Below are 24,335 nucleotides of genomic sequence, written 5' to 3' on the forward strand. Positions count from 1 at the left end.
CGCGTCAGTCCGCGACCGCTTCGACCTCATCGGTATCGCTGTCGACCGTCTCGTCGCTGTTGGTCTCGTTGTTGTCGACCGCATCGCTGTCAGTCTCGTCGGTCTCGCTGATCTGCTCGGGATCCTGAATCCAGAGGTCGCCGAAGAGATCGGTCTGTTGGAGCCGCACCTCGCCGCGATTCGAGAGGAACAACAGCGCGAGGTAGGTCATAAACGGCCGGCCTCCGGCGGTTTTGATCTCAGCGTACAGCACCTCCTTTCGGCCGTTGTCGAACTCGGTGGCGAGCGCGGCGGTCACGTCCGCGATCACGTCGTCGATCTCTTCGGTGTGGGTGTTGTCTGTCACGTCGCCCTCGGTCGGTTCGTCGTCCTCGCGGAAATCGTCGGCCGCGCGGTAGTCGACGGTTTGGGTGCCGTACCCCCCGCCGCCGGTGTCGCTGGTGTCGTACTCCCGGCGTCGTTTCCACCAGTTGTCGCGTTCGGCCTCCCGGAGTTCCCGGACGAGTTCGTCCAGCGTTTCGGGGTTGCCACGGGTGCTTTTCCGGTCGAGGCGGCGATCCATCTCGGCTTCGAGCTCGTCGACCGGGTCGAAGCCGGGCGCGCCGCCCGCCTCGTCGGCGGCTCGGTTGCCCTCGAAGGCCTGCTCCCACGGTTCGGGCTCGTCGTCGGGTTCGTCCTCTGTGGGATCGAGCAGCTCGTCGCCTTTCATCCGTAGGAGGACGCTGGCGTAAAACAGTGCTCGCGCGCTCGTGCGTAGATCGGTCGCTTCGAGCTTCGAGAGGAAGGCGTCGGTCACCTCGACGATGTCGATATCCCACGGCTCGATCTCGCCTTCCTCGGCCAACTGCACCAACAGCTCGACGGGCTCGACTTCGTCGTCGTCGGCGGTCGGCTCGGGTGGTCGCTCGTGGTCGTCGCTGTATTCGCCGCTGATCCCGTCGAGGCCGACAGCGTCAGGCAGATCAGTCATCGGCCGGCACCTCCGCGTCCGGGTCGCTGTCGCCGTCGAACTGGATGCCGGTCACCGCGCTGTAGTTGTCGTCCTGCATCGTCACGCCGATGGCGCGCTCGGAGCGTTCCAGCAGCGCGGAGCGATGGGAGACGACGACGAACTGGGCGTCGCCAGCGAGGTCGTCGACCATCTCGCCGACCCGCTCGGCGTTGACCGCATCGAGGAAGGCGTCGATCTCGTCGAGCGCGTAGAACGGCGCGGGGTTGTGTCGCTGGATGGCGAAGATGAAGGCGAGCGCGGTCAGCGATTTCTCGCCGCCGGACATCGCCGCCAGCCGCTGGATCGGTTTGTCCGCTGGTTGGGCTTTCATCGTCAGCCCGCCATCGAATGGGTCGTCGGGATCTTCTAAGACGAGTTCGCCCGTCCCATCGGAGAGCCGCGAGAAGATGTCCGTAAAGTGGTCGTTGATCGAGTCGAAGGCGTCCATGAACGTTGCCTTCTTCTGGGATTCGTACTGGTCGATCCGATCGCGGATGCCGTCGCGCTCCTCCTCAAGCGTGTCGCGGCCGTCGACAAGTTCGTCGAGGTCGGCTTCGACCTCCTCGTACTCCTCGATGGCGAGCATGTTGACCGGCTCCAGTTTTTCCATCTCTGTTTCGAGGCGGTCGATGTTGGATTCGACCTCGTCGTGGTCGGGGATCTCGTCGGGATCGTAGTCGCCGACAGCCTGCTCTAATTCGTCGATCTCCCACTCAAGCCGGTCGCGCTCTTCGCGGGCCGACTGGAGTTTTGACTCGATTTCGCCGACGGCCTCCTTGGCCTCGTCGCGGTCGGCCTGGGCCTCTTTGACCGTGGCTTTCAGATCCTTGCGGTCGTCTTTGAGATCGACCAATTCGGCTTCGAGTTCCTCGATGGCCGCGCGTTTCTCGTCGAGTTTGTCCTCCTTGTCCTCGATTTCGCCTTCTAACTCCTTGATCTCGTCTTGGGCGTCGGCCTTCCGATCCTGGGCGTCTTCGACGGTGTCGTGGAGGTCGTCGATGGCCTCCTCGGTGTACTGCTGTTCGAGCTGCTGTTCGTTGAGCCGGCCCTCAAGATCGTCCATCCGATCCTCGTGATCGCGGATCTCCTCGCGGATCTCATCGGCCTCGTCGGTCAGTTCGGGGATCTTCGACTCCGCGAGTTCGGCCTCCAGCTCCTCGATTTCGTCGTCGATCTCCTCGCGTTCGGCCTCGATCTCCTCGATCTCGTCGTCGACCTCGGCCATCTCCGCTTCGACCTCCTCGCGTTCAGCCTCGATCTCTTCGAGGCGGGTTTCGAGCTCGTCGATCTCGCGTTCGGCGTCGTCGATGGCCTCGTGTTTGCGCTCGATGTCAGCCTCGATGGACTGGACTTTCTCGACGGCGTCGGATTTGCGGTCGCGGGCGGCGTCGATCCCCGCTTCGAGGTCGCGGATCTCCTCCTCGTGCTGTCGACGTTTGTCTTCGAGCTGGTCGATCTCCTCGGCCAGCCGTTCGAGCTTGCCGCCGCCTGACGCCGAGAAGGCGTATCTGGAGCCGCCGCCGGAGCCGCCGGTCATCGCGCCCGATTTCTCGACAAGATCGCCGTCGAGGGTGACCATCCGGAACTGGCCCATGAACTCGCGGGCAGTGTCCATATCCTCGACGACGAGTGTCGAGCCGAGCACATAGGAAAAGATGCCCTCGTATTTGCTGTCGTATTCGACGAGGTTGCGCGCGAAGTCGACGACGCCCGGATGCGATGGGAGGTTCGGCAGCCCACGGTTATCCATCTCCGTGATGGGGAGGAAGGTCGCTCGCCCGGCGTTGCGGGATTTGAGGTAGTCGATACACTCCGAGCCGACGCCGTCGTCGTCGACAACAACGTTTGCGAGGCGGCCGCCCGCTGCCGTCTCACAGGCGGTCGCGTACTCGCTGTCGACGCTGCCGAGATCGCCGACCGCGCCGTGAACGCCGCGCTTGCCGGCGTTGAGGATCGTCGTCACCGAGCGGGGCCAGGAGCTGTCGTCGTTGCTGCGGGCTTCGAGGTCGGCGTACTCCGATTGCTTCTCGCGGAGTTCCGCCTCGATCTCCTCCAGTTCGGCTTTCGCCTCCTCGCGTTGTTCGCGGAGGGTGTCGATCTTCTCTTCGATGGTCGCCTTGTTCTTTTGGGCTTTGTCGAGCTCGCTCTGGAGGTTCGACAGCTCGGCTTTGAGATCCGGCAGCTCCTCGCGGGCGGTTTCGAGATCGTTTTTGGCCTCTTCGACCTCGCTGGAGCGGCGGCGGGCGTCGTCGAGCAGGCGATCCTTCTTCCGCTGGGCGTCGTTGGCCTGCGTTTTCAGCTCCTCGCGTCGCTCCTTCGCGTCGGCCAGCTCGGCTTTCAGCTCGTCGAACTCGGTGTCGGCGTTGTCGATCTCGGCTTCGATCTCGGCGAGATCTGCCTCCTTGCTCTGGATCGTGCTTTTGACCGACGCCTGCTCGACTTTGAGCTCCTTGATCGTTGATTCGATCTCCTCAAGCTGTTCCTGTTTGCGGTCGATCTGGACGAACGCTTGCCGGCGTTCGTCCTCGGCGTCCTCGATGCGGCCTTCGGCGGTCTCGATGCGGCCCTCAAGCCGGTCGATCTCGCCTTTGATCGACTCCATCTCGCGTTTGAGTTCGAGCTGTTCGTCCTCACCTTTGCGCTCGATCTCGCGGTTGAGCTCCTCCAGCTCGTCTTCCAGTCGGGTGAGTCGCCCCTGCGCGCTGTCGAGGGTATCTTGCCGCTCAGCGAGGGTCTCCTCGTGGCTGTCGATCTGGGCTTCGATCTCGTCGAGTTCGGCGCGTTTGTCCTCCAGCTCGGCGGCCTTCAGATACCCCTCGTACTCCTGTTTTTCATCGCGCAGGGATTGGTATTCGAGGGCCGTGTCGCGTTCGTCGGCGAGCTGTTCGAGCCGTTCTTCCTTCTCCTCGATCTTCAGCGTCGCCTCGTTGATCCGCTCTTCGACGGCATCGAGCTCCTCGAAGGCCGACTCCTTCTTGGCGTCGAACTCGGCGACGCCGGCGATCTCGTCGATGATGCCGCGCCGCTGGCCGGCGGACATGTTGATGATCTCGGTCACGTCGCCCTGCATGACGACGTTGTACCCCTCGGGGGCGATGCCGGCCTGCGAAAGCAGGTCTTGGATGTCGCCGAGGTTGACGGATCGCTCGTTGAGATAGTAGTACGAGTAGTAGTTGTCGTCGGTCTGTTTGACCCGGCGTTTGATCGTGATTTCGTCAACGTCGCCGACGCGGTCGGTGCCGGCGGCGGTGACGACCTGCTCGCGGGTGAGCGTCCCCTCGCTGTTATCGAGGATGACCTCGACGCTGGCCTCGCGTGGCCCGTCGGCGGTCGACTCCTCGCCGTCGTGGCCGGGATTGTAGATCAGGTCGGTCAGCTTCTCGGCGCGGATGCCACGGGTTTTGGCGAGGCCGAGGGCGAACAGAATCCCGTCGATGATGTTCGATTTCCCCGAGCCGTTGGGGCCCGTAATAACAGTAAAATCCTCGTACAGCGGGATGCGCGTCGGCCGCCCGAAGCTCTTGAAACCGTCCAACACGAGGGCTTTGATGTGCATAGATGATGAACTCGGGCAGGGTCGCCTCGCGGGTCAGGTCGAACCCTGATCAGGCGACGATGATGTCGTCTGTCGATTCGTTTGCGTCTTCCTCAGTTGGCTCTTCCGGTTCGACAGCCGCCTCGCTTGACTCGGCTTCCGAGGTGGCGTCGGCGCCCACCGAGTCGGTGGCGACATCGACATCATCCTGTTCGTGTTCGACGACAACGACGTGGTCGTCGCTTTTTGTCTCCCGCTCGGCTGGCGGTTCCGCCTCGCTGGCCGCCTCAGCCTCAAGCTTGCGAACCCGATCTTTCGTCTCGACGAGCTCCTCGGTGAGGCCGTTGACCGCAGCACGGAGCTCTGCCACCTGTCCTTCGAGTTCATCGACGCGGTTACTCATACCATGACAACCAGTCTGTATCCGGATAAAACTGTGTCAGACACATGTGTGCGTGCTGAGTGATCGCTCCCGGCGTGATCGATCACTGCCTGCATTGGTTATTTATATGAAAACTCCTGATAGTATAGTACGGATGGCGTACCATGGGCCGCTGGGGGACGGCACCATACTCCCAACTCGACGCACAGTCTTGAAATCAGCACTCAGCGTAGGGGTTGTTGGCGGCATTGGCGTGTCGTGGGCGACCGCGGAGGAAAGCGAGCGACAGCGGTGGGCGTTCGAAACTGACAACGCCGTCGCCTCCTCGCCGACGGTCGTCGACGACACGGTCGTTGTTGGCAGCGGGGATGGCACCGTCTACGCGCTGTCGGCATCGACCGGCGAAACGCGGTGGACGTTCGACACCGATGACTACATCTTTTCCTCGCCAACAGTCGCCGGCGACACGGTCTTTGTCGGCAGCGACGACGCGACGCTCTACGCGCTCGATGTCGCCACCGGCGAGGAGCGGTGGACGGTCGAGACCGGCGACAGCATCGGGTCGTCGCCGACCGTTGTTGACGGCACTGTCTACGTCGGCAGCAACGACGCGACGCTCTATGCGCTCGATGTCGCCACCGGCGAGGAGCGGTGGACGGCCGAAACCGGCGACTACGTCACGTCATCGCCAACCATTGCCGACGGGACGGTCTTTGTCGGCAGCAACGACGCGACGCTCTACGCACTCGATGCCGAAACCGGCGAGGAGCGGTGGACGTTCGAGACTAACGGCAAGATCGAGTCGTCGCCGACGGTCGCTAACGGAACGGTGTTTGTCGGCGGATGGGAGTCATTTTACGCCCTTGATGCTGACACCGGCGAGCAGCAGTGGACACATGATGCCACCGTTGTCTCCTCGCCGACGGTCGCCGACGGCACCGTCTTTGTCACCGGGGCTGGCGGCTCGCTGTACGCGCTGTCGGCGGCGAACGGCGACCAACAGTGGGCGTTTGAAACGAAGAGTTCGCTGCACTCCTCGCCGACCGTTGTCGGTGAAATCGTGGTCTTCGAATCCCTGCGGAACGTGTACGCCCTCGATACGGCCACCGGTGCCCAGCAGTGGGCCTTTGCCAGCGGCGGCCGCTCTTCGCCGACGGTCGTCGACGGAACGGTGTTTGTCGGCAGCGACGACACCAACATCTACGCGCTGCGGGCCGGGGTCGATGGCTCCAGCGATGGCTCGCGGGTTCGGCTGGGCACGCTGGGCCACCACGGCGATCGACGCGTTGAGTGACGCTGCTGGCCACCGAGCGGTCGACCTTCGTGGCTCCGTTAGGCTTTAGCCAGCCCGCGCCGAATCCGGCCCAATGACAGCGCAGGCCGTCCAAACCGACGAACACGCGGTCGTCATCGGGCTGGAGGTGCACGTCCAGCTTGAGACGGCCACCAAGATCTTCTGTGGCTGCTCGACTGCGGCCGATGATGACGAGGAACCGAACAGCCGAACCTGCCCGGTCTGTCTCGGCTTACCCGGCGCGCTGCCGGTGCTCAACGAGGGCGCGGTCGAGGCCGCCGTCAAGATCGGGAAGGCACTCTCCGCAGAGATCCCCGAGCGAACGGCGTTCCACCGGAAGAACTACTACTACCCTGATCTCCCCAAAAACTTCCAGCTCACGCAGTACGACGCGCCAATTTGCCAGCAGGGCGCACTCGAAATCAGCGTTGAGGGCGATCGCCGCGAGATCGGCATCACGCGGGCCCACCTCGAAGAGGATCCCGGTAGCCTCCAGCATAAGGGCGGCAGCATCGACACCGCCGAAGCAACGCTGATCAACTACAACCGCGCGGGCACACCACTCGTGGAGATCGTCACCGAGCCGGATTTCCGCTCGCCGGCCGAAACGCGGGCCTTCCTCGCCAAACTGGAAGAGGTACTCGAATATCTCGGCGTCTTCGATGCGACCCGGGACGGCAGCCTCCGCGTCGACGCCAACATCTCGCTTGTCGACGCCGAGGAAGTCGACGACGCGGGCGAGATCGACGACAGCGTCCTCGAAGATGCGAACCGAACCGAAGTGAAGAATATCTCCAGTCACAAGGCTGCCGAGAAGGCACTGGCCTACGAGGTTAGTCGCCAGAAAAACGCCGTCAAGCGCGGCCGCGCGCTCGAAACCGAGACCCGCCACTGGGACGAATCCCGCGGGATCACCGTCTCGATGCGTTCGAAGGAGTCAGAAGCCGACTACCGCTACTTCCGGGAGGCCGACCTCCCACCGCTCGAAGTCGCCGACTGGAAGAACAAAATCGAAATCCCGGAACTCCCCGATGCCCGACGGGAACGGTTCGTCGCCGACTACGGCCTCGACAGCGAGTCCGCCTCGAAGCTCACCTCGACCAAAGAGGTCGCCGATTTCTTCGAGGCCGTCGCCGAGGAGTTCGATCCCGACGTGGCCGCGACGTGGGTCGCCGACAACCTACTCGGCGAACTCAACTACCGGGATATGCAGATCACCGACATCGAGGGTCGCCTCGATGAGTTCTCCCGGCTGATCGAACTCGTCGAAAACGACGAGCTCACGGTCAAAAACGCCGAGGAGGTCGTCCTCCGGTCGATGCTCGACGACGGCGACGACCCCGAGACGATCATCGACCGCGAGGGGCTCGGCAAGGCCGACGACGACGCCATCGCCGACTTCGTTACGGAAGCGATCGATGAAAACCCCGACGCGGTCGACGACTACCACAGCGGCGAGGATGGTGCGCTGAACTTCCTCGTCGGTCAGGTCATGCAGAAATCCGGCGGCTCGGCCGATCCCGGCAGCGTCAACCAACTACTGCGCGAGGAACTCGACGCCTGAACCCCAGCCGACGCGGTCGTCTCCCGCTTTCTTCGCGCGTGTAAAATTCTTACTCACAGAAGAGTAACGCTATTGGCCCGTGGAACCGACCACCACGGTATGAAGGCTATCGCGGTCTACGAGGGCGAATCAGAGCCCGCGCTCATCGACCTCCCGAAGCCCGATCCCGAGGCGGGTGAGGCGTTAGTTCGCACGCTCCGGGTCGGCGTCGACGGCACCGACCACGAAGTCATCAGCGGCGGCCACGGCGGCTATCCGGCCGACACCGACCACATGGTGTTGGGCCACGAGGCCGTCGGCGTCGTCGAAGACGCAAACGGGACTGACCTCTCGGCAGGCGATATCGTCGTTCCGACCGTCCGGCGACGACCCAACGGCAGCAACGCCTACTTCGAGCGCGGCGAGCCGGATATGGCACCTGACGGCCAGTACCACGAGCGCGGCATCGTCGGCGCACACGGCTTCATGGCCGAATACTTCACTAGCCCGGCGGAGTCGCTCGTGCCGATTTCGCCTGATCTCGCCGAGCATGGCTTCCTCGTTGAGCCGATCTCAATAACGGAGAAGGCGGTCGAACACGCCGACGCCAGCCGGTCGGCCTTCGAGTGGACGCCCGAATCCGCGCTCGTGTTGGGCAACGGCAGTCTGGGCCTGATCACGCTGGCCATGTTTGAACAGCGATTTGAGCGCACCTACTGTCTGGGCCGTCGGGAGCGACCTGACCCAACCATCGACATCATCGAATCGCTGGGTAGCACCTACGTCAACAGCAACGAGACGCCGGTACCCGAGATCCCTGACACCCACGAGGCTCCGGATCTGATCTACGAATCGACAGGGTATGCGAAACACCCCTTCGAGTCGATCGAGGCCCTCGCGCCAAACGGCGTCCTCGCCGCCCTTGGGATTCCGGGCGACTGGGAGTTCGAGATCGAGGGCGGCAAACTCCACCGCGAACTGGTACTCCATAACAAGGCCATCGTCGGCAGCGTCAACTCCAACGTCGGCCATTTCGAGGCCGCCGCCGAGACACTCGCGTCGCTATCGGCGTCGTTCCTCGACGACCTCGTGACCGGGATCTACGGGCTCGACGACTACGAGGACGCCTTCGTTGACGACGACAGTACTATCAAAAACGCGATTCAATTCAGCGAGTATGAAAAACGTCGATAACCTCATCGAGAGCGCGGCGGAGCTGGCCGGCCGCGGCCTCTCCCGCGGCGAGATCGCCGACGAACTCAACGTGTCTCGGGAGACCGCAAGCTGGCTGGTCGAGCGCGGCGGGGTCGAACACGAAGCCGACCAGGAGCCACGAGCGACCGCCAGCCCCCAGGATATCCACGTCGACTGGAGCGCGATCGGCCGCGACAGCAGCCGGCTCACCCATGTCAGCCACGCGATGGCCGACATCATCTCGAAGGAAGACGATGACGTGGGGCTGACAGTCGGCATCGAGAAAGCCGGCGTCCCGCTGGCGACGGTCATCGCCAACGAACTCGACACCGATATCGCCGCCTACGGCCCCGCAAAACACCAGTGGGAGGAAGGCGACATCGAGGATTTCGACGGCGGCTTCTCCCAGAACTTCTCGGCTGTCTCCGATCAGGACTGCTACATCATTGACGACATCATTACCTCGGGGACGACGATGCGGGAGACGATCACGGCCGTCCGCGAGCAGGGTGGCACCCCGGTCGGCTGTGTCGTCCTCGTCGACAAACAGGGCGTCGACGAGATCGATGGCGTCCCCGTCTCCTCGCTGATGAACGTCGTCAGCGTTGCCCCCGAGGAATGACGCCGCCGCCAGCGACCGCCCCAACCCGGATCGGCGTCGACGTGGGCGGGACGTTCACCGATGTTGTCCTCGTCGTCGACGGCGACCGCTACACCGCAAAAGTGCCGACGACCGCCGATCAGAGCGTCGGCGTTCTCGACGGAATTGAAAAGGCCTGCGACGCCGCCGGGGTCGATCCCGCCGACATCGACGCGTTCGCACACGCGATGACCGTCTCGGTCAATGCCCTCCTTGAGCGCAACGGGGCGAAAACCGCACTGGTCACGACCGCGGGCTTCCGCGATGTGCTGGAGATCGCCCGACAGGATCGCCCGGATCTCTACGATCTCAACGTCACCAAAGCCGACCCGCTTGTCCCCCGCAATCGTCGCTTCGAGATCGACGAACGCGCGACCACGGAGGGTATCGAACAGCGGGTCGATCCAGACGAGGTGCGCGACCTCGCAAGCGACATCGCGGCTACCGACGCCGAAAGCGTCGCTGTCTGTCTGCTCCATGCCTACGCTCATCCCGAAAACGAACAGCGCGTCGCCGAGATTCTCCGCGAGGAACTCGCGGTGCCCGTGTCAGCCTCCCACGAAGTGCTCCCGGAGTTCCGGGAGTTCGAACGAACCGCCACAACCGCTGTCGACGCCTACGTCACCCCCGCCATCGAAGGCTACCTCACCCGGCTCACCGACCAGGCGACCGACGTCGGCGTCCCCGACCCACGCGTCATGCAGGCCAACGGCGGGATCGCCGACAGCGAGACCGTCAGCGACCACGCCGTCTCGACGACGCTGTCCGGCCCCGCGGCTGGCGTCGTCGGCGCGGCGGCGACGGCGGCGGACGCTGACGCGACCACCGACGCGGCCGCCCCGAGCGTCGTCACCTTCGATATGGGTGGCACCTCAAGCGACGTGAGCCTCGTCCGCGACGGCCAAGCCGAACGCACGACCGAGGCTGAGATCGACGGTATCCCGATCTGGACGCCGATGGTCGACGTGACGACCGTCGGCGCGGGCGGCGGCTCGATCGCGTGGGTCGACAGCGGCGGCGCGCTCCGGGTCGGCCCCGAGTCGGCGGGCGCGGATCCTGGCCCGGCCTGCTACGGCCGCGGCGGCGACCGCCCGACGGTCACCGACGCCAACGTCGTCCTCGGTTACATCGGCGACGACACCGCCCTCGGCGGCGAACTCACGCTGGATGTCGAGGCCGCCCACGCTGTGCTCGGCGATCTCGCCCGCGAGGCCGACCTCCCGGATGCCGCAGCCGCGGCTCGCGGCGTCGTCAGGGTCGCCAACGCAACGATGACGCGAGCGATCCGCTCGGCGACGGTCGAACGCGGTCACGACCCCCGCGAGTTCGACCTCGTGGCCTTCGGAGGCGCGGGGCCGATGCACGCCGCCGCGCTCGCCGCCGACCTCGATATGGATCGCGTGGTCGTCCCCGCGCCGGCCGGCGTCCTCTCGGCGTACGGCCTGCTCGCGGCCGACGAAACCCACGACGCCGTTCGAACAGTAACGCAGCCGCTCGCCGACAGCGATCCCGAAGCAATCGATGCGATCTACGACGAGTTGATTGAGTCCGTGCTGGCCGACACATCCGAACCGGCGGCCGCCACTATCAAGCGCGCCGCCGACTGCCGGTACGACGGCCAGAGCTTCGAACTCACCGTCGCTGTCGACGATTTTTTGCCGGAATCGGTTGCCGAGGCCTTCGATGCAGCCCACGAGCGCGCCTACGGCTATACCCTCTCCGCGCCGGTCGAACTCGTGAACCTCCGCGTGACCGCGACCATCGAGGGGTCGCCACCCGAAATCGACCATGACGGCGGGGGCAACGCCGTCGTCGGCAGCCGCGAGGCGGTCTTTCCGACGGCCGACGGCGACACCGGAGCGCGCATGTCAGCCACCATCTACGACCGGTCGAAACTCGCTGCCGAGGCGACGGTAGACGGGCCGGCGATCCTCAAACAGGCCGAAAGCACCACCGTCGTCCCGCCCGACTGGCGGGGCCGGATTCGCGGCGACGGCGCGCTCGTGATGCGGCGGGACGAGAAGGTGAGAGACCAATGAAGGGTGAAAACGACATCGACCCGGTCACGCTCGAAGTCCTGCGGAACCAGTTCGAGAGTGTCGCCGACGAGATGGGCCAGGTGCTCATCCGCGGCGCGTACTCGCCGAACATCACCGAACGCCAGGACTGCTCGACGGCGGTCTTCGACGCCGACGGCCGGATGGTCGCCCAGGCCGAACACATCCCCGTCCACCTCGGCGCGATGCCCGAAGCCGTCGATGCCGTCCTCGATCACGACCCCGCACCCGGCGACGTGTTCATTCTCAACGACCCCTTCGCCGGCGGGACGCACCTGCCGGACGTGACGCTGGTCGCGCCCATCGCGCCGCGCGAGGAGATCATCGGCTACGCCGTCTCGCGGGCCCACCACGCCGACGTTGGCGGGATGACCCCCGGCAGTATGCCCGCCGGCGCGGAGGAGATCTATCAGGAGGGGCTGCGGCTCCCGCCGACGCGGCTCGTCGACGCCGGCGAGCGCAACGAGGAACTGTTCTCGCTGGTTCTCGCCAACGTCCGCAACCCCGACCAGCGACGGGCCGACTTCCGCGCCCAGCTTGCGGCCACCGAACGCGCCGAAGCGCGACTCGCTGACCTGATCGACGACCACGGCTACGACCGCGTTCTCGATGGGTTCGACGCCGTCATCGACTACTCGCGTGAGCGGATTCAGGAGTCGATCAGCGACCTGCCGGACGGTACCTACCGCGCCAGCGACGTGCTGGAGGGCGACGGCGTCACGGACGACGATATCGAGATTCAGGCGGCCGTCATCGTCGACGGCGCGACGATCACGGTCGATTTCGCGGGAACGGCCGCACAGGTTGCCGGCAACTGCAACGCGCCGCTGTCGGTCGCAAAGAGCGCGGTCTACTTCGTGATCCGCTGTATCACCGACCCGGAAATCCCGCCGAACCACGGCTGCTACGAGCCGGTGAGCGTCGACGCGCCGGAGGGCAGTCTGTTGAACCCGGAGCCGCCCGCCGCCGTCGTCGGTGGCAACGTCGAGACCAGCCAGCGCGTGACCGATGTGGTCTTTCTCGCGCTCGCCGAGGCCGCGCCCGACCGCGTGCCGGCGCAGGGCCAGGGGACGATGAACAACCTCATCATCGGCGGCCGCGGCGGCGAGTTCGCCTACTACGAGACTATCGGCGGCGGCTTCGGCGGCCGCGCGAGCGCCGACGGGATGGACGGCGTGCAGGTCGGGATGACGAACACCCTGAACACGCCGGTCGAGGCCCTAGAGGCCGAGTATCCGCTGCGAGTCGAACGCTACGCGCTGCGGCCTGGTTCGGGCGGCGACGGCACGCATCGGGGCGGCCTCGGGCTCGAACGTCGCCTGCGCGTCCAGCAGGCCGCGACCGTCTCGCTGCTCACGGAGCGACGCCGCCACGCGCCGCAAGGTGTTGATGGCGGCGAGCCGGGAGCTACGGGTGAGAATCTGCTACAGCTGCCGGGCGAGGAAGAGAAATCAGTGGCCGCGAAGACGACTGTTGACGTGCCGGCCGATACCGTGGTTACGGTGCGAACGCCTGGCGGTGGCGGCCACGGTGATCCGAGCGAGCGAGACGTTGCGAAGCGAGAGCAAGACCGAATCGACGGCAAGATAGGTGACGAAGGCGAGCGCGACAAGTGGGATGGATTCGGCGCGCTCTCCGATTCGGCTGACAATATCCGCGAGGGGATGGAGCAAATCCGTGAGGAGATGCGTGAGGAAATGGGGCCTGATAGTAGCGACCAACCGAACCGTCGTCAGGAGTAGCCGTAGCGACGGAGTCTAACTCGACCCCTCGCAGATATCCCGGAAGTTCTCGAAGACCTCCTCGCCGCGTTCGGTGTGGATGACTTCGGGGTGCCACTGGACGCCGTAGAGGTCGCGGTCGGTGTCGCTCATCGCTTCGATCCCACACACGTCGGAGGTTCCCGTCCGGCTGAAGCCCTCGGGGAGCGTCTTCACCTCGTCGGCGTGGCTCGCCCAGACGCGCGTGTCGGGGGCGAGTGAGCCGATCAGCGGGTCGTCGTCGTCGGTGATCTCGACGGTCACGTCGGCGTAGCCGCCGTACTCGCCGCCGCCGACGCTACCGCCGAGTTCCTCGGCGATGAGTTGCATCCCGAGACAGATGCCGAGAACGGGTTCCTCGCGGTCGAGGTATTCTGCTGATCGGCCGGCGCGATCCATGTCGGGGCCACCGGAGAGGACGAAGCCGTCAGCCTCGACCTCCGCTGGGTCAACATCGTTGTCGACGAGGTCGGCGTCGACGCCGAGATCGCGGAGCGCGCGCTGCTCCAGATGGGTAAACTGCCCGTGGTTGTCGATAACCGCAATGCGAGTCATGGATACTGTTGATGGGTAGGGGCCAAAAGCAAACCGGAACTGGATCGCTGGCTGGTCGTTCGGTCACATTCCCCGTTAAACGGTGAGCGAAGCCTCAGTCGGCAGCAACACGGTCGCTTCGAACCTCGGCGACGAAGGCCAGAAAGTTGTCGAACAGCTGTTTGGCCTCACAGGCCGCCGCGTAGTTCGATTCGGTGATGCCGTCGAGCACCTCCTGGATCCGTTCTTCCGAGAGTTCGTCTTTGCTTTTTGTTACCGTTTCAGCGGTCTGCATGTCGTACTCGGGATGAAACTGGACGCCGATGGCGCGATCCTTTCGGAAGCCGTGGATGCCGTAGTCGTTTTCGGCGAAGACGGTCGCCCCCGGCGGCGGCTCGGAAACACGATCCGAGTGGGTGGTAAAGACGGTCATCGATTCGTCGATCCCCGCCAGCAGTCGGTTCTCGCCGTCGTGGTCGACAGTCCGATAGCCGATCTCGTATTCGCCCATATCCTCGACGCGGCCGCCGAGCACGTCGGCCAGCAGTTGGTGGCCGTAACAGACACCGAGGGCCGGCAGGCCGGCTTCGACCGCGCCGCCGACCCACGTTTTCAGCCGGCCGATCCACTCCTTGTCCCAGTAGACTGACGCGCTGGAGCCGGTGACGACAACCCCATCGAAGGCGAAGTCGTCGGGGAGTTCGCCGTCCGGACACCGAAATTCGACAACGTCAGCGTCGAGTTCGCGGACGAAGTTCCGCTCGGTGTCGTCGGCCGCGTGTGCCGCATTCAACAGCGCGATCTTTGGCCGACTCATGCAACTTTTTCACACACGCCGCGATGAAAAGCTGTTGTGTTGCTTCGATTCTGTTGACGCACGTTTGGTTTCCTCCGGAATTGGATTAATCCGCTGTCATCGCCGGCGACTGCCGGACATCCTCGCGGAGCCGCGTCGCATACTCTAAGCGGAGCTTGCGGGCCGTTTCGTGGTTGATCGACCCCTCGTGGTCGAAGGTATCCGCGATCGGATCGAAGGCGTCCGGCTCAAAGCCCATCTGCGAGAGATACGCCGCCAGCGACTCGGTCAGCCCGTCTTCGATTGCGGTATCGACGTAGTCGGTGACAGTCTCGAACTCCGGGAGGACGATCCGCTCGTCGTCGACGTGTGGTGTGTCGCCGCCAATGTCGACAGTGCGGCCGTCCAGTTCACCGGCAACCGTGGCGAGGGTATCAGCCAGTTGGACTGTTCGACTCGGGAGCGTCGTATCCGGCGACCGCCACTCGACGGTGCCGAACGCCTCACGCAGCTGTACCGGCGTCCACACCGCGCTTTCGGGATCGAAACACGACTCGAAGGTCGACTCGTTGATGCCGGCGTTGAGGGCTTGCTTGCGAAAACGGTCGTAACACGCCTGGAGGCGTCGATTCCAGTCTGCGCGATCATCGACGTAGGGCCACAGCTCGCCTTGATTCCGCAGGTCGTCGTATGCGAGCCATCGGTAACATTTCGAGCGCGCCCCTGGGGCCATCGCCTTCCCGCGGAAGTGTCGTGCCGAATTGACCAAGGCCAAGGCCGGATCGAGCGCGATCAGCGTGTTGAGCTGGTCGACCGCCCGGCCGGGCTGCTGTTCGATGTGGATATGCGTGCCGGCGCAGTGGCGGACGTACTGGAAGTCCTCGCCGACGACCTCGTTTTGGATCCGCGTTCGGTCGCAGGGGATCTCACGGATCTCCTCGTGGTTCAGCGGTGTTGCCAGCGGAACGAGTTGTTTGCCGATCTCGTCGCCGCGATCCAGCGCGGCTCTGATCCGTTCAAACAGCTCGCCACGGAGCTCGGCGGTCGACGTACAGGGCGTCGTCTTGATCTCAAGCATCGGCTCGACGAACTCCCGTTCGGCACCCGGAAGATCGATCAGCGAACCCGGCTGGGTGAGATCCCCCGCCTCGTCGACGACCCAGTATTCGACCTCGATACTCCGCTTGAGTGGTGCGTTCGATGTCATTGGAGATGATCAGCACTTATTTTCAGTCCGCCGGCCAGTCCGTGTGACAAAGTCACATACTGCACTACGCAGTTGGCACCAACAAAACACTTTGGACAATCAAATAAATATATCCTTAAATACTATTCATACTCACTGCTGTCGCCCTCTTTTTTGATATATGCGCCTCCAAACCGGGGATAATCTTTTCTATATTCAATAATGGGTGGCTTCCAACGAGCTAAAACGACAGATGCTCACTACACAGCGTCTCACGGCGGTTCTGTGTCGTTACCGAGCATATCCCTGTGATACGGCCACCGGTTGATCGGTCGCCGACTACAACGCCGTCGGATCGAACCGGCTGTTGTGGCCGTTCCACTGTTCGCTGTCGTCGTCGCGGGTATCGAGATAGCATTCGACGCCGTTGCCATCCGGATCGTCGAAGTACAGCGATTTGCTGATCCCGTGATCGACCGACTGGACGCTGATATCTCGCTCCTGAAGCCACTCGTAACACGCCCGGAGCTCCGCCGGCGTGTCGAGTTCGAAGGCGACGTGGTAGAGCCCGCGGCTGTTCGGCGGTTGCGACGACGCGTCGGGGCGAGCCTGCAGTGCGAGGTCGTGGTGATGCTCGCCAAACGAGAGGAATACGTAGTTGCCCTGTCGTTCGGTGACCGACAGCGAACAGAGGTCGGTGTAGAACGCGACTGCCCGGTCGAGATCGCTGACGACCAAATGCATGTGGCCGAGATGCGAGCCCATACGCGCCGCAGAGCCGGGCGCGTCATAGAACTACTGCTGGCGGATTATCTCTCGAATCTATCGCGGGCCGACTGGAACTCTAACTCCTCGGCTTCGGCTGCTCGCCGTTGCTCCCGTTCGGCGATCGCTTCGGGATCGGGGTCGACATCGTCGTCGATGCGGGCAAACGACTGGTGCACCTTCGCGTGACACCACCGACACAGCGCGACCGTGAGTTCGTGGCTGGCGTTGACAGTCTCCGGCTCGTCGGCGTCGCCGTAGGAGAGATGGTGTTCCTCGATCAGCGGGCGGCTCTCGTCGTGAGCGAGCCGCACCTCTTCGAGCCCGCACCGCCGACACGCGTCGTCGGTGGTCGTCCACCGATAGTGCGGGCAGGCCCGCCAGTCGCCCGTCTCGCCGACGTGGCAGGCGTAGTCGTCGGCCGCCCGCTCGCTGGCGAACTCGGGATCGACGCCGGCGTGATCGAGCGCGAACCGACACCGGCCGTCGTCGGTGAGGTGGTCGCAGAGCCCCGCCACGTCGTAGGGGTCGTCAACGCCGACGGGCGTGCCCTCGGGCGTCTCCTCCATGGCGGGCGTCGGCCCCCCAGAGCTAAATATCGCCCGGCCGACCCCCCTGTGTGCAACTCGCTCACTGGCCGGAATCGGGTGGCGGCAGGCGGGATATCGCCAGCGACATCGAAACCGCGGATTCGTTTCTCGCACAGGCCCGTGGGCTGATGTTCCGACGGTCGCTAGCCGACGACGCGGCCCTCGTCTTTCAGTTCGACAGCGCGGCCAAGCGGGACGTTCACATGCTTTTCGTCCCGTTCGCTATCGACGCGCTGTGGCTCGTTGACAACGAGGTCGTGGCGAAAAAGCGGCTGAAGCCGTGGCTCGGGCTTGGTCGGGCGGCGGCGGATACGCTGATCGAATTGCCCGCCGGCGCAGCCGAGGAAGTCGCTGTCGGTGATCGGGTGGCACTGGTCGAATAAGCGGCCGTCTGTGTGCTCGTCTGTCCACTGCGGCGCAGACGGCAGCTTTATTTCCCTGTACGTGTGAAGAACTATGCACAATGGAGCCTACAGACTCCAGCGAGGATAGAGGAAGTCGGGGCAACCCGGCTGGCCGTGAAATCGCCCGGTGAATGGTATTTATCCGTGAATTCAGACACAACAGATGAGTTGAGTAGTGGCAACTCGGCTCGCTCGGCGTTCCCCGACGACGTACAGCTCTTAGACACCACGCTACGGGATGGCGAACAGGCCCCCGGCGTCTCGCTGACCCCCGATGAAAAGGTCGAGATCGCCGAGGCACTGGAGGCTGCTGACATCGATGTGATCGAGGCCGGCAGTGCCTGTACCTCCGAAGGCGAACGCGACTGTATCCGTCGGGTGACCGATCTCAACCTCGACGCGACAGTCACCAGCTTTGCCCGCGGCATCAAATCCGACATCGACCACGCACTCGACTGCAACGTCGATGGCATCACGCTCGTCGTCCCGTCGTCGGACAAACACATCGAGACGAAGGTCGGCTCGACACGCGAGGCAGTCATCGAGAGCTCGGTCGAACTCGTCGAGTACGCAACCGACCACGGACTGTGGGTCGAACTGCTCGGCGAGGACGGCTCCCGCGCCGATCCGGAGTTCCTCGTTGACCTCGCGGACGCCGGCCACGAGGCAGGGGCCGACCGGTTCTGTTACGCCGACACCGTCGGCCACGCGAGCCCGGAGCACACCCACGATGTCGTCGCCCAACTCGCCGAACTGGGCCCGACGAGCGTCCACACCCACGACGACCTCGGCTTCGGGATGACGAACGTCCACGCCGGCCTGCGGGCCGGAGCCGACTTCGTCCACGGCACCGTCAACGGCATCGGCGAGCGCGCCGGCAACGTCGCCATCGAGGAGGTCGCTATCGCGCTGTCACACAGCTACGACATCGAGACGCTCAATCTCCCGGCGGTCTACGAGTTGGCGACGACCGTCAGCCAGAACACCGGGGTTCCGCTCGCGCCGAACAAGGCCGTCATCGGCGAGAACACCTTTACTCATGAGAGCGGCATTCACACCGACGGCACGCTCAAAGACGGCGCGATGTACGAGCCGTACCCACCCGAAACGGTGGGTCGGGAACGCCGGCTCGTCCTCGGTAAACACGCCGGCCGCGCCGGTGTCGAAGCCGCGCTGAAGGAACACAACATCGACGTGACCGACGACGAACTCGCCGCCATCGTCGAGCGCGTCAAGACCCTCGGCGAGCGGGACAAACGCGTCACCGACGCCGATCTGCTGGCGATCGCCGAGGACGTACAGGGACGGGAGCGTGACCGCTACGTCGAACTCCTGACGCTGACGACCGCCAGCGGCACCGACGTGCCGACCGCCAGCGTCAAACTCCGCGTCGGCGACGAGGAGCGCACCGCCGCCGGCACCGGTTCCGGCCCGGTCGATGCCGCGGTCAAGGCTGTCCGCGAAGCCCTCGGCCCGGCGGCCGACGCCGAACTCGACTCCTTCCACGTCGACGCCATCACCGGCGGCACCGATGCCGTCGTCACCGTCGAAGTCGAGATGACCCGCGGTGACCATACCGTAACCGTCGCTGCCTCCGATTCCGATATCACGCGTGCCTCCGTCGACGCGATGGTCGACGCCCTCGACCGCCTGCTGGCGGCGTCGCCGCCGGAACAGCCGGTCGCCGACGACTGATCTGTCTCCGTTTTTGCGGTTCAATCTGGGTAGGCAAGCAGGTGAGCCGCCCAGCCAACCGCTATTCCTGGTGGACTGAAAGGGCGAGGCTCTCTCGGCGAACCCCGGCGACGTAAGCACTGCAGGAGCGAGCGTAGCGAGCGACGAAGCGCGCAGCGAGCCGCGGGAGTCGAGAGAGCCGAGGGCTTTCCATACTTATACTCCTCACTCAATTCTTCAGTACTATTTTCGAACCCGTACGTCTAAGAGCGATGCCGCTGAAACGCCGCTGTGGCGTACGTCGTCGAGATCAAACCCTCCGCGCGCAAGCGAAACCCCGAGGTCGGGCGGACGATCAACACCGAGGGGGCAACCCACCGCTTTGCGGATCGGGACGCCGCCGAGGGGTGGGCCGAGGAGCTAACCGGCGGGGGCCGGGATCACGTCTGGATTCAGTCCGCCCACCCACAGGACAGTTCGGCGGTCGACGCCTATCTCGTTTCGCGGAACACGCGCGGCGAATTAGAGCGGGCCTTCGACAAGCGACGACGCCGACTTCGCGGCGGCGACAGCAGCCAACAGCAGGGGTTGGCTGAGCAGTTTTCCGAGTGAGATCCGTTATCGCCGACAATGCCGCATCAGGCCTGTTCAAGGTGGATGCGCGCGGTCGTTCCCTGTTTGGTCTCGAATTCGATTGTCGCTTCCGAGTACTCGACAACCCGGTCGACCAGCCACAGGCCGACCCCGCTCCCGTGTTCGAGGGCAGATTCACCGTGTCGATCCAACACCGACAGCTCGTCTTTCGGGATCCCGGGGCCGTCGTCTTCAACTTCGATGACTGTCTTGCCGTCGTCCTCGTATGTGGTGACGCGAACCTGTTCTGCGCTTGGATTCTCTTGGACGCCGTGTTCGAGCCCATTCTCGACAAGATGGTAGACCGCAGTCGAGAGCTTCGGGTGGGCGAGGACGTTACCGCTGGTCTCGCGGTCGACGACGATCTCAGCGGTCGTCGACTGCTCCTCGCGGGCTTGTTCGACGGCGTCGTCGACGATGCTGTCGACGGCAACCGGCTTGCGTGAATCCCGGCTCTGAACCACGCGCTGCATGTCGCGGGCGTTGTTGGCAGTCTGTTCGAGGCTGTTGCAGGTCTCAAGGATATGCTCGGCGAACGTGGCCTGCTCGTCGTCGGCCTCATCGATCAACACCTGAGCGTATCCTCTCATCACGTTGAGTTCGTTGCGGATATTGTGTCTGAGCACCCGGCCAACCACCTGGTCGAGAAGATCGAGCTCCTGCCGGTTGTTGATGAGTTGCAGCGAGGTTTCCAGCGTTGAGGCAAGCGTCGTTGCGATACTGCGGTCGATCTCGGTGACGGTATGCGATCTGACCGAGCCGGCCATCAGCACCCCATACTCGCCGATGGGGGCGATGACCTCAGATCGGATCGGGCTCCCCTTGTTGTAGGCGTCGCTGCGGTCGCCAACATCGGAGATAAACTTTGTCTCTCCAGTGGTAAATGCCTCCCAGGCGATGCTGCTGCCCGGGCCGAACGTCGGCGGTTGCTCGAACAACTCGGCTGCGGTATCGGTCATCGCAAGCGGTTCGAGCCGGTTTCGCGCCCGATTGTACTGCCAGAAACCCGTAATCGGGAGGTTGAGTGCATCCGGGAGGCGTTCGAGCACCAGTTCGACCATCTCTTCTGGGGAGTCAGTTCGGAGTGTCTCCTGTGTGAGTTCCTGAACCGATTCGAGACTCTGTTGTCGTTGGGCACGATCAAGCGTGATCTCGACGAGCGCGGCCAGCAACTGCGCGAACTGAAAATCCATCCCATCGAAGGCGGCCTGCTGGCTGTCGCCGATCGCGATCACGCCGTGTTCGCCAAGCGGAAACAGCAGCGCGCTTTGGATCTGCCGACCGCTGTGGGGTAACTGGCCGTCGGCAGTTTTGAGATCATCAATACGGCGTGGTGATCCCTCGTATGTCACCCACAGCAGGTTGCCCACCGCGACCCGGCCGACCTCGAAAACCGGGGATCCACGCGTTGAAGCCGCCGACACAAGGCTGTCTTCGGCGCGGTCGTAAAGACAGATCTCGGCCACGTCGGCATCGATAATGGAGAGTGCCGTCGAAACGGCCCGGTTGCAGGCGGTCTGTCGATCCTGACTCGTGAGGACTTCCTGTGCCTCATCGTACAGTGATTCGAGCGTGCGACGGCGGTGTTTCTCGTCGGTGATGTCGATATACATCGCAAAGAACTCCTCGCCGTCACCGACCGGCACCGCCCGCAACAGAAAGTCACCGACGCCGTCTGTCGTCTCCCGCCGTACCTCCTCGGTCACCGGCTCACCACGCACCAGACACGCGTCGATGAGTTTGGCCGTTTCCGCACTCTCCGTGTCAACCGGCGTTGTCGGCTCAAACCGTCCGGTTGAGGCCAGCGTATCGGTACCCACCTCGTGATCTCCAAACGTCTCTCTGAACTCCTCGTTTGCCCGTTTGATCCGCGGGGTGTCACCCTCCATGGAGACGTTGACGATCGGTTCCTGAATCGTGGTGAAGATCGCCTCGAAGCGGTCACGCTCCTCGCGGAGGTCGCCCTCAACCCGTTTTGTCGTGCAGGCGGTCGCAAGCTTGTCGTTGAGCGGATCCAGCGCAGCAACGATATCCGGGTTCAGCTCCGACCCGTACTGTCCAAGCAGGAGCACACCGAACTCGGGAAGTTCAAACAGGTAGTAGTGGGTATCAGGTTCGGGCTCACCGGTCAGTGGCAACGACGGGCGGTCTGCAGGCGGCTTCGCTGCCCACGAACAAAGCCGGTTCTTGCCGGCGGTATACAGGCTGTCGGTTCCGGAATCTGGTGGGCGGACGGCGACAGGATCGTACCCCTCGGAGTCAGTTGTCTCGGCGAAGATGGCTCCAAGCGAGCAGTCCAGCTGCTGGAGGTAGGCGGCGATGGCCTGCTCTGCGGTCTCTTGGAGGGTCTCGGCAGGCCCCGTCGCCAGTGCCAGTTCGTAGAGAACGCGGATGCGCTCGTGTTGGTTCGACATCGGATATCCCCTCTCGACTACACTACGACAGCGGTCGTCGTCGCGGCCGACTCCTGATCACACCGACAGCCACCGGCGGTGGCCGTGGGTTCCTCCCGTCCGGTGGCCGCTGGGCCGGACGAGCGACCGTTAGCGTGAGACCGGCTGTCCATACACAATGCCATTCATATCGACCAATATAAATCTCGGTTTGCAGTTTATCATTCATTCTCTCTGATACGGATACCCCAGTCCACCTCCTCCGTGGCTGCTGGGCTGTCTCAACAGCGTGGGCAACTAGAAAACATTTAATTATTAAGATCTCAGAGATGCGATGTACAGGAACTTGCTGTATCCAACGCACACGTGTGAGTTCAGATGACGGAGTCAACGTTCACCTTTGATGAGGAAACCGCGCATTTCTGTAGCAGCCTAGATGTCGGTATTACGATCCACGATTCCGAGACAGGCGATATACACTATACCAACGAGCACGCCGAAGATATCTATGGATATTCGAAACGCGACCTGAATAAGTCAAATATCGTTGATATAAGCCCGGGTTCTATCTCTCAATCAGAGTTCATCAAGCGGTTACGCGCTGCGGCAAACGGCCACTCCCAACAGTTTGAATGGCGAATCAGACGACCCTCGGGTGAAATAATCTGGATCGAGATGCGTCTTTCTGAACTCACCGTCAACGAGCACTCGTATGTGATCGCGGCGATACGTGATATCAGCGACCACAAGATGAATCTCCGCTATCTCCGCCTCATGAACCGCATCGTCAACCACAATTTCCGTAACAAACTGCAGATAATTCAGGGGTCGTTCAATCAGATGAATACACAGACAAACGACAAACTGTTTAACGGCATTCGACGGGCCATCGCCGAGTTGGTTGATTTGACTAATTGGGTCAACGCCATCACATCCCTACATCGCGGACAGAAGGATCACAAAATCAATGTGAGACAGCTTCTCGGTAATATCGTAACCGAATACGAAAACAAATACCCTGAAATCAGTTGGGAAGTTGACTGTGAGAACGTGTTTATTATGGGTGATACGTCGCTACGAAGAGCATTTGAGGAGCTTATCGATAATGCCGTGCGACACAATTCACACGATGATCTGGATATCGTTGTTTCGGCGAGTGAGAACGTGGCCGACCAGCAAATCGACATCAAGGTTATTGATACGGGCGAACCGATCCCGGATGTTGACGCGCAACCGCTTATACACAGCTATGATCCTGATCCATTAGAAGACGCCGAGAAAGTCGGCCTGTGGGAGGTTCAAACGATTATTAACACTCATCAGGGCATGCTCACGCTGGAAGAAAACAGTCCAGAGCTAACGATACTGAAGGTTTCATTACCACTGGCAGACCCGCAGTAAGTGCCTCTACAACGAGTGTTACGCCTCGTTCTGTGACCACCCAACCGAACTGCTGCAGCCACGGGGTGAACCGATACCATACAGCGTTCTTTTCGACCATTTCCCGCTACACTGGCGGAGCACCACGCTGTTGCAAACGCGCCGCTTGTTGGTTGTGTCCGCGCAGCAACGCCGAGGGAGAGATTTGAACGACGGTCACTCCCGGTGGTCGCTCCCTGCTTCAAATCTCCCGTCACGGGTACACCCGCTCGCGGCAACCGAGAGCCACAGCGGGCTCTCGGCGTGTTGCTCGCGGTAGAAACGCCGAGGGAGAGATTTGAACGACGGTCGCTCCCGGTGGTCGCTCCCTCGTTCAAACTCTCGACTGTCGTTTCCGCCGACACAGTGTCTCGCGGCGCGATGAAACGCGCCGCTACGTAGTTTGTGTCGGCTACAACGCCGAGGGAGAGATTTGAACTCCCGAGTCCGAATGGACAGTAGATTTCGAATCTACCGCCTTGGCCAGGCTAGGCTACCTCGGCTCAACGTATGTTCGCCCGTGCCGCAAGTAAAAGATTCCGATC

General features: G+C 63.1%; 20 protein-coding genes and 1 tRNA gene. 10 read left to right on the plus strand and 11 right to left on the minus strand.

Going from position 1 to position 24,335, the window contains the following annotated elements:
* Window positions 1-4: 4 nt before the first annotated feature.
* Genes HKK80_RS05725 through HKK80_RS05735 form a run of 3 tightly spaced genes read right to left on the minus strand, consistent with a single transcriptional unit; the run spans window position 5 to window position 4,929 of the window.
* Window positions 5-970 carry a segregation/condensation protein A gene (locus tag HKK80_RS05725; RefSeq protein WP_411798655.1) on the minus strand — a complete coding sequence of 322 codons (966 nt, stop codon included), beginning with the start codon at window positions 968-970 and terminating at the stop codon, window positions 5-7.
* Entirely contained in the window at window positions 963-4,547 is a 3,585-nt protein-coding gene (smc, locus tag HKK80_RS05730; protein WP_411798656.1) for a chromosome segregation protein SMC, read from the minus strand. The genes HKK80_RS05725 and smc overlap by 8 nt, the downstream gene beginning before the upstream one ends.
* Window positions 4,548-4,596: 49 nt before the next feature.
* The gene (locus tag HKK80_RS05735; protein ID WP_411798657.1) at window positions 4,597-4,929 is read right to left on the minus strand and encodes a chromosome segregation protein SMC; all 333 of its coding nucleotides are present in this window, start codon (window positions 4,927-4,929) and stop codon (window positions 4,597-4,599) included.
* 190 nt (window positions 4,930-5,119) lie between these two features.
* Between HKK80_RS05735 and HKK80_RS05740 the strand changes: the two genes are divergently transcribed.
* From HKK80_RS05740 to HKK80_RS05765, 6 genes are all read left to right on the plus strand, one after another.
* The gene (locus HKK80_RS05740) at window positions 5,120-6,202 is read left to right on the plus strand and encodes a PQQ-binding-like beta-propeller repeat protein (RefSeq protein ID WP_411798658.1); all 1,083 of its coding nucleotides are present in this window, start codon (window positions 5,120-5,122) and stop codon (window positions 6,200-6,202) included.
* Between the two features lie 73 nt (window positions 6,203-6,275).
* Window positions 6,276-7,766, plus strand: coding sequence for an Asp-tRNA(Asn)/Glu-tRNA(Gln) amidotransferase subunit GatB (gene gatB / locus HKK80_RS05745; protein WP_411798659.1), 1,491 nt, complete (start codon window positions 6,276-6,278; stop codon window positions 7,764-7,766).
* A gap of 99 nt (window positions 7,767-7,865) precedes the next feature.
* Window positions 7,866-8,939, plus strand: a complete 1,074-nt coding sequence (locus HKK80_RS05750; RefSeq protein WP_411798660.1) for a glucose 1-dehydrogenase — start codon at window positions 7,866-7,868, stop codon at window positions 8,937-8,939.
* Entirely contained in the window at window positions 8,923-9,561 is a 639-nt protein-coding gene (gfcR, locus tag HKK80_RS05755; protein WP_411798661.1) for a transcriptional regulator GfcR, read from the plus strand. Before HKK80_RS05750 ends, gfcR begins: the two co-directional genes overlap by 17 nt.
* Entirely contained in the window at window positions 9,558-11,618 is a 2,061-nt protein-coding gene (locus tag HKK80_RS05760; protein ID WP_411798662.1) for a hydantoinase/oxoprolinase family protein, read from the plus strand. The genes gfcR and HKK80_RS05760 overlap by 4 nt, the downstream gene beginning before the upstream one ends.
* A complete protein-coding gene (locus tag HKK80_RS05765) occupies window positions 11,615-13,378 on the plus strand; it encodes a hydantoinase B/oxoprolinase family protein (RefSeq protein ID WP_411798663.1) in 1,764 nt (587 codons plus the stop codon). The genes HKK80_RS05760 and HKK80_RS05765 overlap by 4 nt, the downstream gene beginning before the upstream one ends.
* Before the next feature lie 15 nt (window positions 13,379-13,393).
* On the opposite strand, the gene HKK80_RS05770 is transcribed toward HKK80_RS05765, so the two are convergent.
* The 5 genes from HKK80_RS05770 to HKK80_RS05790 all read right to left on the minus strand — a co-directional run bounded on the left by HKK80_RS05770 (window position 13,394) and on the right by HKK80_RS05790 (window position 17,246).
* Window positions 13,394-13,951 (minus strand): GMP synthase subunit A, encoded by a 558-nt coding sequence (locus HKK80_RS05770; RefSeq protein ID WP_411798664.1) that lies wholly within the window; start codon window positions 13,949-13,951, stop codon window positions 13,394-13,396.
* Between the two features lie 94 nt (window positions 13,952-14,045).
* A complete protein-coding gene (locus HKK80_RS05775) occupies window positions 14,046-14,747 on the minus strand; it encodes a type 1 glutamine amidotransferase (protein WP_411798665.1) in 702 nt (233 codons plus the stop codon).
* Window positions 14,748-14,832: 85 nt separating this feature from the next.
* Window positions 14,833-15,933: a glutamate-cysteine ligase family protein gene (locus tag HKK80_RS05780; protein WP_411798666.1), complete on the minus strand. Its 1,101-nt coding sequence runs from the start codon at window positions 15,931-15,933 to the stop codon at window positions 14,833-14,835.
* A 318-nt stretch (window positions 15,934-16,251) separates the two neighbouring features.
* A complete protein-coding gene (locus HKK80_RS05785) occupies window positions 16,252-16,677 on the minus strand; it encodes a VOC family protein (protein ID WP_411798667.1) in 426 nt (141 codons plus the stop codon).
* A gap of 44 nt (window positions 16,678-16,721) precedes the next feature.
* The gene (locus HKK80_RS05790; RefSeq protein ID WP_411798668.1) at window positions 16,722-17,246 is read right to left on the minus strand and encodes a hypothetical protein; all 525 of its coding nucleotides are present in this window, start codon (window positions 17,244-17,246) and stop codon (window positions 16,722-16,724) included.
* 50 nt (window positions 17,247-17,296) lie between these two features.
* Between HKK80_RS05790 and HKK80_RS05795 the strand changes: the two genes are divergently transcribed.
* Together HKK80_RS05795 and HKK80_RS05800 are read left to right on the plus strand one after the other, a co-directional pair.
* Window positions 17,297-17,650, plus strand: a complete 354-nt coding sequence (locus HKK80_RS05795; protein ID WP_411798669.1) for a DUF192 domain-containing protein — start codon at window positions 17,297-17,299, stop codon at window positions 17,648-17,650.
* Window positions 17,651-17,839: 189 nt separating this feature from the next.
* Entirely contained in the window at window positions 17,840-19,366 is a 1,527-nt protein-coding gene (locus tag HKK80_RS05800; RefSeq protein ID WP_411798740.1) for a (R)-citramalate synthase, read from the plus strand.
* 61 nt (window positions 19,367-19,427) lie between these two features.
* Here HKK80_RS05800 and HKK80_RS05805 read toward each other — a convergent pair whose 3' ends face one another.
* Window positions 19,428-19,559, minus strand: a complete 132-nt coding sequence (locus HKK80_RS05805) for a hypothetical protein (RefSeq protein WP_411798670.1) — start codon at window positions 19,557-19,559, stop codon at window positions 19,428-19,430.
* 77 nt (window positions 19,560-19,636) lie between these two features.
* On the opposite strand from HKK80_RS05805, the gene HKK80_RS05810 reads away from it, so the two are divergent.
* Complete coding sequence (locus HKK80_RS05810) at window positions 19,637-19,957, plus strand: hypothetical protein (protein ID WP_411798671.1); 321 nt, start codon at window positions 19,637-19,639, stop codon at window positions 19,955-19,957.
* Window positions 19,958-19,983: 26 nt separating this feature from the next.
* Here the strand turns inward: HKK80_RS05810 and HKK80_RS05815 are convergent, their stop codons facing one another.
* Window positions 19,984-22,392: a GAF domain-containing protein gene (locus HKK80_RS05815; RefSeq protein WP_411798672.1), complete on the minus strand. Its 2,409-nt coding sequence runs from the start codon at window positions 22,390-22,392 to the stop codon at window positions 19,984-19,986.
* 357 nt (window positions 22,393-22,749) lie between these two features.
* On the opposite strand from HKK80_RS05815, the gene HKK80_RS05820 reads away from it, so the two are divergent.
* On the plus strand, window positions 22,750-23,772 hold the full coding sequence (locus HKK80_RS05820) for a PAS domain S-box protein (RefSeq protein ID WP_411798673.1): 1,023 nt from the start codon (window positions 22,750-22,752) through the stop codon (window positions 23,770-23,772).
* A gap of 436 nt (window positions 23,773-24,208) precedes the next feature.
* Here the strand turns inward: HKK80_RS05820 and HKK80_RS05825 are convergent.
* A tRNA-Ser gene (locus HKK80_RS05825) sits at window positions 24,209-24,293 on the minus strand.
* Window positions 24,294-24,335: the final 42 nt, after the last annotated feature.

The sequence above is a fragment of the Halonotius sp. F2-221B genome (assembly GCF_046719765.1).
Taxonomy (GTDB): domain Archaea; phylum Halobacteriota; class Halobacteria; order Halobacteriales; family Haloferacaceae; genus Halonotius.